The organism is Novosphingobium sp. SG720 (genome assembly GCF_012275365.1).
GTDB lineage: Bacteria > Pseudomonadota > Alphaproteobacteria > Sphingomonadales > Sphingomonadaceae > Novosphingobium > Novosphingobium rhizosphaerae.
The window spans coordinates 392,819-405,243 of the sequence record NZ_JAAZQN010000003.1; the positions used below are offsets into that span (position 1 = coordinate 392,819).

At 65.0% G+C, this 12,425-nt stretch carries 11 protein-coding genes; 10 read left to right on the forward strand and 1 reads right to left on the reverse strand.

What is annotated here, in order from left to right; all coding sequences use genetic code 11:
* Positions 1 to 8 precede the first annotated feature (8 nt).
* A complete protein-coding gene (gene ligK, locus FHW94_RS14085; protein WP_168556450.1) occupies positions 9 to 683 on the reverse strand; it encodes a 4-carboxy-4-hydroxy-2-oxoadipate aldolase/oxaloacetate decarboxylase in 675 nt (224 codons plus the stop codon).
* Between the two features lie 122 nt (positions 684 to 805).
* On the opposite strand from ligK, the gene FHW94_RS14090 reads away from it, so the two are divergent.
* From FHW94_RS14090 to FHW94_RS14135, 10 genes are all read left to right on the forward strand, one after another.
* Positions 806 to 1,972, forward strand: a complete 1,167-nt coding sequence (locus tag FHW94_RS14090) for a LysR family transcriptional regulator (protein WP_168556451.1) — start codon at positions 806 to 808, stop codon at positions 1,970 to 1,972.
* Positions 1,973 to 2,034: 62 nt separating this feature from the next.
* Positions 2,035 to 2,868, forward strand: a complete 834-nt coding sequence (locus tag FHW94_RS14095) for an NAD(P)-dependent oxidoreductase (protein WP_168556452.1) — start codon at positions 2,035 to 2,037, stop codon at positions 2,866 to 2,868.
* Entirely contained in the window at positions 2,865 to 3,890 is a 1,026-nt protein-coding gene (locus FHW94_RS14100; protein ID WP_168556453.1) for an amidohydrolase family protein, read from the forward strand. Before FHW94_RS14095 ends, FHW94_RS14100 begins: the two co-directional genes overlap by 4 nt.
* Positions 3,887 to 4,360, forward strand: a complete 474-nt coding sequence (ligA, locus tag FHW94_RS14105) for a protocatechuate 4,5-dioxygenase subunit alpha (RefSeq protein WP_248290584.1) — start codon at positions 3,887 to 3,889, stop codon at positions 4,358 to 4,360. The genes FHW94_RS14100 and ligA overlap by 4 nt, the downstream gene beginning before the upstream one ends.
* Positions 4,361 to 4,362: 2 nt before the next feature.
* Positions 4,363 to 5,223 (forward strand): class III extradiol dioxygenase subunit beta, encoded by an 861-nt coding sequence (locus FHW94_RS14110; protein WP_168556454.1) that lies wholly within the window; start codon positions 4,363 to 4,365, stop codon positions 5,221 to 5,223.
* 152 nt (positions 5,224 to 5,375) lie between these two features.
* Positions 5,376 to 6,320: a Gfo/Idh/MocA family oxidoreductase gene (locus tag FHW94_RS14115; RefSeq protein ID WP_168556455.1), complete on the forward strand. Its 945-nt coding sequence runs from the start codon at positions 5,376 to 5,378 to the stop codon at positions 6,318 to 6,320.
* Positions 6,321 to 6,412: 92 nt separating this feature from the next.
* Positions 6,413 to 7,207, forward strand: a complete 795-nt coding sequence (locus tag FHW94_RS14120; protein WP_246866132.1) for a CmcJ/NvfI family oxidoreductase — start codon at positions 6,413 to 6,415, stop codon at positions 7,205 to 7,207.
* Between the two features lie 134 nt (positions 7,208 to 7,341).
* Positions 7,342 to 9,834: a TonB-dependent receptor gene (locus tag FHW94_RS14125; protein WP_168556456.1), complete on the forward strand. Its 2,493-nt coding sequence runs from the start codon at positions 7,342 to 7,344 to the stop codon at positions 9,832 to 9,834.
* Positions 9,835 to 9,969: 135 nt separating this feature from the next.
* Entirely contained in the window at positions 9,970 to 11,451 is a 1,482-nt protein-coding gene (locus tag FHW94_RS14130; protein ID WP_168556457.1) for a carotenoid oxygenase family protein, read from the forward strand.
* On the forward strand, positions 11,448 to 12,374 hold the full coding sequence (locus FHW94_RS14135) for an SDR family oxidoreductase (protein ID WP_168556458.1): 927 nt from the start codon (positions 11,448 to 11,450) through the stop codon (positions 12,372 to 12,374). Before FHW94_RS14130 ends, FHW94_RS14135 begins: the two co-directional genes overlap by 4 nt.
* The last annotated feature ends 51 nt before the right edge of the window (positions 12,375 to 12,425 follow it).

Consider the following 12,425-nt stretch of genomic DNA (forward strand, 5'->3'; position numbering starts at 1 on the left):
CCCACGCCTCAAACGTATTTCAAGCCTTCCTTCTCCAGCCGCTCGCGCATCTTGTACATGTCGAGGCCCAGCACGCCATTGGCCAGCTTCTCGCGCTTTTCGCCTTCGTTGGCTTCGCGCGCCTGCGCGGCCTTGAGCACGTCTGCGGCCTTTTCGCGCGGCACCACCACCACGCCATCGTCATCGGCCACGATCACGTCACCCGGGTTCACCGCGCAATTGGCGCAGACCACCGGCACGTTGACGCTGCCCAGCGTGTTCTTCACGGTCCCTTGCGCATAGATCGCCTTGGACCACACCGGGAACTGCATCTCGGTCAGGTCCTTCACATCGCGCACGCCGGCGTCGATCACCAGGCCACGGCAGCCGCGCGCCTGGGCCGAAGTGGCGAGCAGGTCGCCGAAATAGCCGTCTTCGCAAGGCGAGGTGGGGGCGAGCAGCAGGATGTCGCCTTCCTTGAGCTGTTCGATGGCAACGTGGACCATCCAGTTGTCGCCCGGAGGAGCGCTGATCGTCACGGCAGAGCCGGCAATGCGCGCGCCGCGATAGATCGGGCGCATATAGCTGGCGAGCAGGCCGGTACGGCCCTGCGCTTCGTGAACGGTGGCGACGCCACAGGCGGCCAGGCCGTCGATCACGGCCGGATCGGCCCGTTCGATGTTCTGCACGACGATACCCGACATGGCGCTTGTCTCCCTTGATAGCTGAGCCGGTTCGGCACGGATGGCTGCATTTGGAACCGGGGGCGGGCAGCGCCAAATGCAATGTTTGGCGTGTGTCATAAGGAAATGCTAAGTCTGGATGGATGAACCGCTCCGATTCCGCGCTCAACATCCGCCACTTTGCGGCCTTTGCCGCCACCGTGCGCCACGGCAGCGTGACGCGCGCGGCCCGCGCCATCAATCTGACCCAGCCCGCGCTGACCCAGGCGATCGCCCGGCTGGAGGCGGACCTGGGCTGCCTGCTGTTCGAACGCGGCGCGGCCGGCATGACCGCCACCGAACCGGCGCGCCTCTTGGCCCCGCGCGCCGAGGCAGCGATCGAGCACATCGGCTCGCCGCGCGTGACGGGCACGCAGATGCGCGCGTTCCTGGCCCTGGCGCGGGCCGGTTCTTATGCCGGGGCGGCGCAGGATACCGGGCTTTCGGCGGCCTCGCTCCACCGCGCCGTGGCCGATCTGGGCGTGGCGCTGGGCCAGCGGCTGATCGATCGGCGCGGGCGCACCGTGCTGCTCACCCCGGCCGGCGCGCGCCGCGCGCGCGGCTTCGGCCTGGCCATGGCCGAATTGCGCAGCGGTCTTGCCGAAGTGGCGGCGTGGCAGGGCAAGGCGGCGGGCCGCGTGGTCATCGGCGCCATGCCGCTGTCGCGGGCGCGCTGGCTGCCCGAAACCTTGCTGCGCTTTGCGCAAGGCTATCCCGGCGTGGACGTGGCCGTGGTCGAAGGCAGCCATGCCGAACTCGTCGGCCCGCTGCGCGACGGGGAAATCGACTTCATGCTGGGTGCCCTGCGCGAAACCACCGCGCTTGACGATCTGGTGCAGGAAGCTGCGTTCGAGGATCGCCCCGCCTTGGTCATGCGCGCGGGGCATCCGCTGGCCGATCCGGCCGTGCCGCTCGATCCGGCGGCATTGCGGCACTATCCGTGGATATTGCCTGGCGGCGACACGCCGCTGCGGCACTATTGGGAAGCGATGATGCAGGCTGCCACCGGCCAGGCGCCGCCCCACGTGGGCATCGAATGCGGTTCGGTGCTCACGGTGCGACAATTGCTGGTGGGGTCCGATGCGCTTACGCTGCTCAGCCCGGCGCAATTGGCGGTGGAACTCGATGTCGGGCTGCTGGCTGCACGGCCCACCCCGGTGCCGGTGCGGCGCACCATCGGGATGACGCACCGCACGCTGTGGCGGCCCACCGCGCCGCAGGCCGCATTCCTTGCCCTGCTGCGCGAGGTGGCCGACAAAGGCTTCGCATAAATTTATACCTTGCGCGCTCTTTGCATTTGTATGCGTAGCGTAAGGGTTGCAACAGGTGCGCCATGGAGAGAACACTTGCCCTGATCGGGTTCGGCGAAGCCGGATCGACCTTTGCCAAGGCGGCTGGCTGGGAAGCGTCGGCACAGGCGTTTGACATCAATCCTGCGCGCCATGCGGCCATGGAAGAGGCCGGGGTGCTCTCTGCGGCCACGGCCGACAGCGCGCTGTCTGGTGCCGGCCTGGTGCTCAGCCTGGTCACTGCCGATGCCGCGCTGCCCGTGGCGCGGGATGTGGCCCCCGTGCTCGAACCGGGCACCCTGTTCTGCGACATGAATTCGGTGGCGCCCGATACCAAGCGGGCGGCCGCGCTGGCAGTGGAAGCGGCCGGCGCACGCTATGTCGACGTGGCGGTGCTGGCCCCGGTCAACCCCGCGCGGCTCAAGGTGCCGCTGCTGGTATCCGGCCCTGCGGCCGATGATGCGGCGGCTGCCCTGCGCGCGGTCGGCTTTACCAACGTTCGCGTGGTCGGCGCCGATGTGGGCCGGGCCAGTGCGATCAAGATGATCCGCTCGATCATGGTCAAGGGCGTGGAAGCGCTGACCGCCGAAATGATGCTTGCCGCCACCAAGGCGGGCGTGGTGCAAGAAGTGCTGGCCTCGCTCGATGCGAGCGAGAAGAGCGAAAGCTGGTTCACCCGCGCCGCCTACAACATCGAGCGGATGACGACGCACGGCCTGCGCCGCGCCGCCGAGATGGAGGAGTCGGCCAAGACTCTCATCGGCCTGGGCGTGGAACCGTTGATGACCACCGGCACCGTGGCGCGCCAGCGCAGCCAGGCCGGCCACACCATCGCCTTCGAAACACCAGCAAAGACCACCAAGGAACCGGCCGAATGACCATGATTATCGACTGCCACGGCCATTACACCGTGCTGCCCAAGGCGCATGATGCCTGGCGCGAAGCGCAGAAGGCCGCGTTCAAGGCGGGCGAGGCGGCACCGCCCTATCCCGATATTTCCGATGACGAGATCCGCGAGACGATCGAGGCCAACCAGCTGCGCCTGATCAAGGAACGCGGCGCCGACATGACGATCTTCTCGCCCCGCGCCAGCGCCATGGCCCCGCACGTGGGTGACCAGAGCGTGGCCGTGCCTTGGGCCCAGGCCTGCAACAACCTGATCGCGCGCGTCGTGGCGCTCTATCCCAACGTGTTCGCCGGGGTGTGCATGCTGCCTCAGTCGCCCGAAGCCGACATGACCAGCTCGATTGCCGAGCTGGAGCGCTGCGTGACCGAGCTGGGTTTCATCGGCTGCAATCTCAATCCCGATCCGGGCGGCGGCCATTTCAAGCATCCGCCGCTGACGGACGAATTCTGGTTCCCCTTCTATGAAAAGATGGTGGAACTCGATGTGCCGGCGATGATCCACGTTTCGGGCAGCTGCAACCCGGCGATGCACGCCACCGGCGCCTATTACATCGCGGCCGACTCGATCGCGTTCATGCAGTTGCTCGAAGGCGATCTGTTCAGCCGCTTCCCCACGTTGCGTTTCATCATCCCGCATGGCGGCGGCGCGGTGCCCTATCACTGGGGGCGCTATCGCGGCCTGGCCGACATGCTGAAAAAGCCGGCGCTCGACGGGCACCTGATGAACAACGTGTTCTTCGATACTTGCGTCTATCACCAGCCCGGCGTGAACCTGCTGGCCGAAGTGATCGAAACCAAGAACATCCTGTTCGGCTCGGAAATGGTCGGGGCCGTGCGCGGCATCGACCCGACGACCGGCCACTATTTCGACGATACCAAGCGCTATGTCGATGCGCTGAACATCTCCGACGCGCAGCGCCATGCGATCTTCGAAGGCAATGCCCGCCGCGTGTTCCCGCGCCTTGACGAAAAGCTGAAGGAGAGAGGCCTGTGAGCATCGACAAGGGAGCGCCGGACAGCAAGCCGCGCGACATCCACGAATATCTGGCCGAATTCGACGATATCCCCGGCACCCGCGTCTATACCGCCGCGCGTGCCCGCAAGGGCTATCACATCAACCAGTTCGCGATGAGCCTGATGAAGGCGGAAAACCGCGCCCGGTTCAAGGCGGATGAACGCGCCTATCTGGACGAATGGAAGATCAGCGAAGAGGCCAAGCAGGCCCTCTTGGCACGCGACTACAACACGCTGCTCGACATGGGCGGGAATGTCTATTTCCTGTCCAAGCTGTTCTCGTCCGATGGCCTGCCCTTTGCCGAGGCGGTCTCGACCATGACGGACATGACCTGGCCCGAATATCGCCAGATGATGCTCGATGGCGGCCGCTCGCCCGAAGGCAATCGCTCGATCAAGGAAAACCTGGCCGCCGCCGCGCGCGCACAGGAAACCGGGAAGGACAACTGACCATGGCGCGGATTACCGCAGGCGTCGGTTCCAGCCACGTGCCCCTGCTGGGCGTGGCGGTGGACCAGGGCAAATCCAACGACGACTATTTCGGCCCGATCTTTGCCGGATATGAATGGACCCGTCAGTGGGAACAGGAACAGAAGCCCGATGTGATCATCCTGGTCTACAACGACCACGCATCGGCCTTTGACATGAAGATTGTGCCCACCTTCGCGATCGGCTGCGGCGAAAGCTACAAGCCGGCCGACGAAGGCTGGGGCCCGCGCCAGGTGCCCGACGTGGAAGGCCATCCCGACCTCGCCTGGCACATCGCGCAAAGCCTGATCCTCGACGAATTCGACATGACCATCATCAACGAGATGGACGTGGACCACGGGCTGACCGTGCCGCTGTCGATGATGTTCGGCCAGCCAGATGCCTGGCCGGCCAAGGTCATCCCGCTCGCCGTCAATGTCGTGACTTATCCGGTGCCCTCGGGCAACCGCTGCTGGGCGCTGGGCGAAGCGATCAAGCGTGCGGTGGAAAGCTTCCCCGAAGACCTCAACGTGCAGATCTGGGGCACCGGCGGCATGAGCCACCAGCTCCAGGGCAAGCGCGCCGGCCTGCTCAACCGCGAGTGGGACAACAAGTTCCTCGACCTGCTGATCGGCGAAACCGACGAAGCGCGCTGGATTCCGCACATCGAATACTTGCGCGAGACCGGCTCGGAAGGGATCGAGATGGTCATGTGGCTGATCATGCGCGGCGCGCTGGGTGACAAGACCCGCCTGCTGCACCGGCATTACCACATCCCCTGCTCCAACACCGCGATCGGGCACATCGTGCTCGAACCGGTGGAAGAGGAAACCGTGCCGGCGTAAGCCAAGGCACACTCTTATCCCCCTCCCGCCTGCGGGAGGGGCCGGGGGAGGGCATGGCAAGGTGCGCTCCCTCAATTCGCGTCCGGGAAGGGTCAACAAACCCTTCCCAATCCCTCCCGCCAGCGGGACGGGAGCCTTACAGGAGTTACCCCATGCGTATTGCCCTGGTCGGTGCCGGCGCCTTTGGCGAAAAGCACCTTGATGGTCTCAAGAATGTCGACGGCGTCGAAATCGTTTCGGTGATCAGCCGCCGCGCCGATCAGGCCGCTGCGGTTGCCGCCAAGTATGGCGCCCGCCACTCCGGCACCGAGCTGGAAGAAGCGCTGGCCCTGCCCGACGTGGATGCCGTGATCCTGTGCACGCCCACCCAGATGCACGCCGAGCAGGCCATTGCCTGCATGAACGCGGGCAAGCACGTGCAGGTGGAAATCCCCCTGGCCGATAGCTGGGCCGATGCGCAAGCCGTGGTGGCCAAGCAGAAGGAAACCGGGCTGGTCTGCATGGTGGGCCACACCCGCCGCTTCAACCCGTCGCACCAGTATGTGCACAACAAGATCAAGGCGGGGGAATTCAACGTCCAGCAGATGGACGTGCAGACCTATTTCTTCCGCCGCAGGAACATCAACGCCAAGGGCGAAGCGCGCTCGTGGACCGACCATCTGCTGTGGCACCACGCCGCCCACACGGTGGACCTGTTCGCCTACCAGGCCGGCAAGATCGTCAAGGCCAATGCCGTCGAAGGGCCGATCCACCCGGAATTGGGCATCGCCATGGACATGTCGATCCAGCTCAAGAGCGAAAGCGGCGCGATCTGCACGCTCTCGCTCTCGTTCAACAACGATGGCCCGCTCGGCACGTTCTTCCGCTATATCGGTGACACCGCCACCTATATCGCCCGTTACGACGATCTGGTGAACGGCAAGGAAGAGCCGATCGACGTGAGCCATGTCGACGTGTCGATGAACGGCATCGAGTTGCAGGACCGCGAATTCATCGCCGCGATTCGCGAAGGGCGCGAGCCCAACAGCTCGGTGGGCAAAGTGCTCGATTGCTATCGCGTGCTGGGCGAACTGGAAAAACAGCTCGCCGCCGGGTAAGCTGCAAAAAGGGAAGGCCCGCCTGCCACGGCGGGCCTTTTCGTATCGGGCCATGGGGCAGCAAAAGCCACAGGCCCAGGAAGAGGATGTCGATGATGGAAGCCCTGATCGCCTATTCCGGGCGCAGCCTGGCGCGCCCGCGCTATTACGCCAATGCCCATGACAAGGACGCGGTCGAAATCGCCCCTGTCGCCATGCCGATCCGCGATGCGCGGGGGCGCGGCACCAGCCTTGACGTGGAAGGCTTCGAGCTGGTGCGCGATCCCAGCGCCGTGACCGATTTTGCCGATCGCGCGCAGGTCATGGCCGTCCACGTTCCCGAAATCGCCGCGCTGATCAAGGACCTGACTGGCGCCTCCCGCGTGGAAGTGACGGGCGCGGGCCTGCTGCGTTTTTCCGAACGGTCGGGCCGGGCGGGCAGCCTCGACAATTCGATGCCGGCGCGCTTTGCCCATATCGACGTGTCACCGGCAACGGCCCTGACGATGAGCCAGCGCCTGGCCGCCGGGCGGCCGCACACCCGCGTGGCGCAATACAATATCTGGCGTGCGCTGTCCGCGCCGCCGCAAGACGTGCCCCTGGCGCTGTGCGATGCGCGCAGCCTGGCCGCAGAGGATTGCATCGCTGCCGACGCGATTTTCGATCCCCCCGGCGGCGCGCCGGAATGGTCGTTCGAAAGCTATGTGATTGCTGCCAATCCCGCGCATCGCTGGCACTGGTTTTCCGACCTGACGGCGGACGAGGCGATCGTGTTCAAGACATTCGACAGCGATTCGCGCCGCGCCACCCACGTTCCGCACGTGGCGTTCGACATGCCCGGCTGCCCGGCCGATGCGCCCCCGCGCGTCAGCATCGAGATGCGCGCCACCGCCTTCTGGGAGGCCTGAACCGGCGCAGTTGTGCAACAGTTATGAATTATACATTTCGGCCCATTTTTTCGCATTGCTGAAAGTTTCGCATATGTGATACCAAGGTTCCCAGACCGGAACCATCCGGCTGCTATCCTTGGGAGGATACCGAAATGGCGTTTTCACGCTCCGATCTGCTGTGCTCTGCAGCCGTTCTGCTTTCGCTCGCCGCCGCGCCGGCCCAAGCCCAATCCGCGCCTGAAAGCACACCGACCACCACGCCTGAAATCGTGGTGACCGCCCAGTTCCGTACCCAGAAGCTGCAGGATACACCGCTGGCGATCACCGCCATCAACGGCGCGGCCCTGGCGGCGCGCGGGCAGACCAACATTTCCGAAGTGGCCGCACAGACGCCCAACGTGACGCTGGCCCCGCAGAACCAGTACCTGGGCCCCGGCATCATCGCGTTCATCCGCGGCGTGGGCCAGTCCGACCCGAACTTTGCGCTGGAACCGGGCGTGGGCATGTATGTGGACGATGTCTACCTGCCCACGCTGACCGGATCGCTGCTCGACCTGATGGACCTGGATCGGGTGGAAGTCCTGCGCGGGCCGCAGGGCACGCTGGCCGGGCGCAACTCGCTGGGCGGCTCGATCAAGCTCTATGGGGTGAAGCCCAAGGGCGACAATTCCGGTTCGTTCGAAGCGACCTATGGCAGCTATCACCGCGTCGACCTGCGCGGCCATTTCGATCTCAAGCTGACCGATACTCTGGCCATGCGCGTTTCGGGCGTGAGCAAGAACCGCGATGGCTATGTCAAGATCCTGGACTATGCGCTGACCCATCCGGGCAGCACGGTGCCGACGATGGCGACCGGTGCCAATCCGCAAGTGGGCACGCTGGGCGGCACCAGCTTTGCCGCCGGCAAGGTGGCTTTCCGCTGGACGCCCGATGCCAACGTGGAAGTCAACGTTTCGGCCGACTACACGCGCGAGCGCGACGAGCCCGGCGCCTCGGTGCTGATCTATGGCAACAACATTGCCCAGTTCGCCGGATCGCCGGTCACCAAGGACCCCAACCGCGCCTGGCTCTATGGCACCGACGGCGCGCCGATCCCGCTCGATTGCCGCTTCGTGCCCAGCGGGCGCAACAGCTGCGACACGCTCAAGGGCTATGACAAGCGCTATGTCAGCTATGCCACGTTCTATGACGCGGCGCGCCCCGATCACCAGGTGCCGTACAAGCCGCTGGCGCTCAACCGCCATTCCAACCTCGACAACTATGGTTTTGCCGGCACGATCGACTGGACGCTGGGGCCGAGCCTCGCGCTGAAATCGATCACCGCCTATCGCCATTACGATTCCGACTGGTCGTTTGCCGAAAGCGCGCCGGTCGTGCCTTCGATGCTCAACCAGGCGCAGAGCAATTCGCAGTGGAGCCAGGAGCTGCGCCTTACCGGCAAGGCGCTCAACAACACGCTCGATTTCGTGCTGGGCGGGTTCTATTTCCACGCCAAGGGCCTGTTCACCGGGCGCATCGACCTTAACTATGCCGGGATCGATTTCCTCCACGGCCCCGATCCGACGCCCGCCACCAACAAGGCATTGTTCGCCAATGCCAGCTGGAAGCCTTTCGAGGCCTTCACGCTGACCGGCGGCCTGCGTGAATCGTGGGACCACAAGGAATATGGCTATGTGCGCCACAACCCGGATGGCAGCACGATCCAGCCCTGCACCGGCTATCCCTTTGGCGTGAACCAGCCGCCCAACTGCGCCCTTTCCGCGCTCAACGGGCTCTACAAGACGTTCGATGCCTCGCGCCTCGATTGGCGTGTGGCGGCCGACTATCGCTTTTCGCCTGCGCTGATGGTCTATGGCCAGGTCTCGACCGGCTACCGTTCGGGTGGGGTCAACCCGCGCCCATTCTATCCCAGCCAGGTGGAGGATTTCCGGCCCGAGACGATCACGGCTTACGAAGCGGGCTTCAAGTCTGACTTGTTCGACCGCCGCGTGCGTTTCAACGTTTCGGCGTTTTTCAACGATTACAAGAACATCATCCTGACGGTGCTCAATTGCCCGAACACCGCCGGGTTCCCCACCACGCCTTGCCTCCAGCCCAAGAACGTGGGCTCTGCCCATGTGAAGGGCATCGAAGTGGAAACCACCATCCGCCCGATCGAGCACCTCACGCTCGACGGGTCGCTCTCGTGGCTCAAGTTCAAATATACCACGGTCGATACCGCCAACACCGGGGTTTCGGCGAACATGGTGCCGCCCTACACGCCCGAATGGAAATGGAACGCGGGCTTGTCCTATGACATTCCCGACGTGCTCAAGGGCCTGGTCACCGTGCGCCTGGATGGCAGCTACCAATCGCACATCTATGTCGATCCCACCAACGTCGACGCGGTCAACGTGCCCGCCGCCACGGCCAGCCCGCTGGCCTATCAGACGGCGACCAACCGCATCGACGACTATTTCCTGGCCAACGCGCGCGTGACCTGGAAAAGCGATGCCGATACCTGGTCGGTCAGCGCCGAAGTGCGCAACCTGACCAACAAGTATTACTTCACCTCGATGACCGCCAACTATGGCCCGATCGGCACCAGCGCGGGCGCGCCGGGCCTGCCGCGCACCTGGGCGGTGACGGTGAAGCGCAATTTCTGAGCAGGCATTGCCCGTGCGCCGATGAAATGGGCCTCCTTCCCTCGGCGGAAGGGGGCCTTTTTCTTGGCCGAATCCCCTTGATCCGCGGGCGTCCGGTGGTACAACGATCCTAACAATTGATAAGGTGAGGATGCCATGGGCGACTATCCGCCAACCCCCTATTTCATCGGGCTCAACGCCCCGGTGCGCACCGAACTCACGCTGGAGGGCTTGCGCGTGGAAGGCACCCTGCCGCCCGAAGTGCGTGGCGCATTCTTTCGCGCGGTGCCCGATCCGGCCTTTCCGCCCAAGTTTGCCGACGATCACACGCTGTCGGGCGATGGCATGATCAGCCGGGTGCGCTTCAACGCCGATGGCACCGCCGATTATGCCATCCGCTTTGTCGAAACCGCGCGGCACAAGGCGGAAAAGGAAGCGGGCCAGGCGCGCTTTGGCCGATACCGCAACCCCTTTACCGACGATCCCGAAGTGGCCGGGGTGGATCGCACCGTGGCCAACACCACGCCGGTGTGGCACGCCGGGCGCCTGTTGATGACCAAGGAGGACGGGCGGCCCTATCGCATCGATCCCCACACGCTCGACACGCTGGGATCGTTCGATTTCGATGGCCTGCTCAAGTCCGAAACGATGACCGCGCATGTGCGGATCGATCCTGACAGCGGCGATCTCTATTTCTACGGTTATGAGGCCGATGGCCTGGCGTCGACCACGATCGCCTATGCGCGGGTGGGCGCCGATGGCGAACTGAAATCGGAACAGTGGTTCGACGCGCCCTATTGCGCGATGATGCATGATTTCACGATAACCAGGAACTGGGCGCTGTTCCCGATCTACCCCACCACCGCCGATCTCGATCGGATGAAAGCGGGTGGCGAGCACTGGCATCACCAGCAGGGCCTGGATTCCTGGTTGGGCGTGATGCCGCGCGATGGCGACGTGAAGGATATCAAGTGGTTCAAGGGCCCCAAGGGCGTCTATTGCTATCACATGATGAACGCCTGGGAGGATGAGGCGGGCCTGCTGCATTTCGACCAGTGCCTGTCGAGCAGCAACGCGTTTTCCTTCATCCGCGAGCCGGCGGGCCTGTTCCTCCAGCCTTGGGAGATCACCGGCGGGCTCACGCGCTGGACCGTCGATCCCAATGGCCCGGCCGGCGAAGTGACCGAAACCGTGATCGGCCCGCCGGGCGACTTTCCGATCATTCCCGCCGCGCGGCAGGGGCGCCCCTATCAGACGGGATGGATGCTGACGATGAATCCCGATCGGCAGGGGCCGCCGGTCATGGGCGGCCCGGTGCTGGGCATGTTCGATCTGCTGGTGCGGCTCGACGGGATGGACACAGCTGCCCCGCAGGTCACCCAGGCGCTGCCGATGCAGCCGGGCTGGTGCTATAACGAGCCGGTCCACGTGCCCAGCGCCACCCCGGGACACGACGGCTATCTGGTGACCATGGTGGACCACCAGATCGGCGAAAATGATTTCGAGCATTTCGCCTGGGTGATCGACGCCGGCAACCTGGGGGCAGGGCCGGTGGCGACGGTGAAAGTCCCCACCCGGCTGCGTCCGCAGGTGCACGGCTGGTGGGTGCCGCAACACCAGCTGGACGCGGCAGCATGACACGCATCGTCATAACCGGCGCCTCCGGCAACTATGGGCGGGGCGTGACCGATGCGCTGGTGGCGATGGGCCGGACGGCAGACCTGATCCTGATCACGCGCAAGCCGGAAAAGCTGGCCGAGCGGGCGGACCAGGGCTGCACGGTGCGGCAGGGCGATTTCGATCACCCTGCCACGCTGCCCCAGGCGATGGCCGGCGGTGATGTGTTGCTGCTGATCTCGGGCACCCGCGTGGGTGCGCGCGTGGTCCAGCACAAGGCCGCGATCGATGCCGCCGTGGCGGCCGGGTTGCGGCATATCGTCTATACCAGCTTCATCGGCATCGACGATCCGGCCAACCCCGCCGAAGTGCGGCACGACCATATCGAAACCGAGCGCCTGATCCGCGCCTCGGGCCTGGCCTTCACCATGTTGCGCGATGCGCATTATGCCGATGCCATGCTGCTGATGGCCGGGCCACAAGTGATGCAGACCGGCAAGTGGTTTGCTAATGCCGGGCAGGGGCGCGAGGCGATGGTCTGGCGGGACGATTGCATCGCCAGCGCCGTGGCCGTGCTGACCACGCCCGGCCACGAAAACCGCATCTACAACATTACCGGGCCGGAATTGCAGACCTTTGCCGAAGTGGCCGCGATCATGGCCGAAGTGACCGGCTGCCCGGTGGACTACGTGGACCTGGACGACGACGCGCAATATGCGCTGTTCGATAGCCTGGGCATCCCGCGCCGCCCGGTGGACGACCAGACCGTGGCCGGCGTGCCGTGGAACAGCGACGACATGGTCACGTTTGGCCGTGCCATCCGCGAGGGCTTTCTGGAAATCTGCACCGACGATGTGGAGCGCCTGACCGGCCGCCCGGCGCGATCCACGCGGGCGATGGTGGAAGCCAACGTGGCGATGCTGCGCGCGGCGGCGGGGCGGTAGGAGGCAGGCCCCTCCACCACCCGCTGCGCGGGCTGGTGGAGGGGCCTGCTA

Coding starts and splice junctions, on each gene's coding strand:
- ligK (WP_168556450.1), bottom strand. CDS start 683: ATGTCGGGTATCGTCGTGCAGAACATCGAACGGGCCGATCCGGCCGTG.
- FHW94_RS14090 (WP_168556451.1), top strand. CDS start 806: ATGAACCGCTCCGATTCCGCGCTCAACATCCGCCACTTTGCGGCCTTT.
- FHW94_RS14095 (WP_168556452.1), top strand. CDS start 2,035: ATGGAGAGAACACTTGCCCTGATCGGGTTCGGCGAAGCCGGATCGACC.
- FHW94_RS14100 (WP_168556453.1), top strand. CDS start 2,865: ATGACCATGATTATCGACTGCCACGGCCATTACACCGTGCTGCCCAAG.
- FHW94_RS14110 (WP_168556454.1), top strand. CDS start 4,363: ATGGCGCGGATTACCGCAGGCGTCGGTTCCAGCCACGTGCCCCTGCTG.
- FHW94_RS14115 (WP_168556455.1), top strand. CDS start 5,376: ATGCGTATTGCCCTGGTCGGTGCCGGCGCCTTTGGCGAAAAGCACCTT.
- FHW94_RS14120 (WP_246866132.1), top strand. CDS start 6,413: ATGATGGAAGCCCTGATCGCCTATTCCGGGCGCAGCCTGGCGCGCCCG.
- FHW94_RS14125 (WP_168556456.1), top strand. CDS start 7,342: ATGGCGTTTTCACGCTCCGATCTGCTGTGCTCTGCAGCCGTTCTGCTT.
- FHW94_RS14130 (WP_168556457.1), top strand. CDS start 9,970: ATGGGCGACTATCCGCCAACCCCCTATTTCATCGGGCTCAACGCCCCG.
- FHW94_RS14135 (WP_168556458.1), top strand. CDS start 11,448: ATGACACGCATCGTCATAACCGGCGCCTCCGGCAACTATGGGCGGGGC.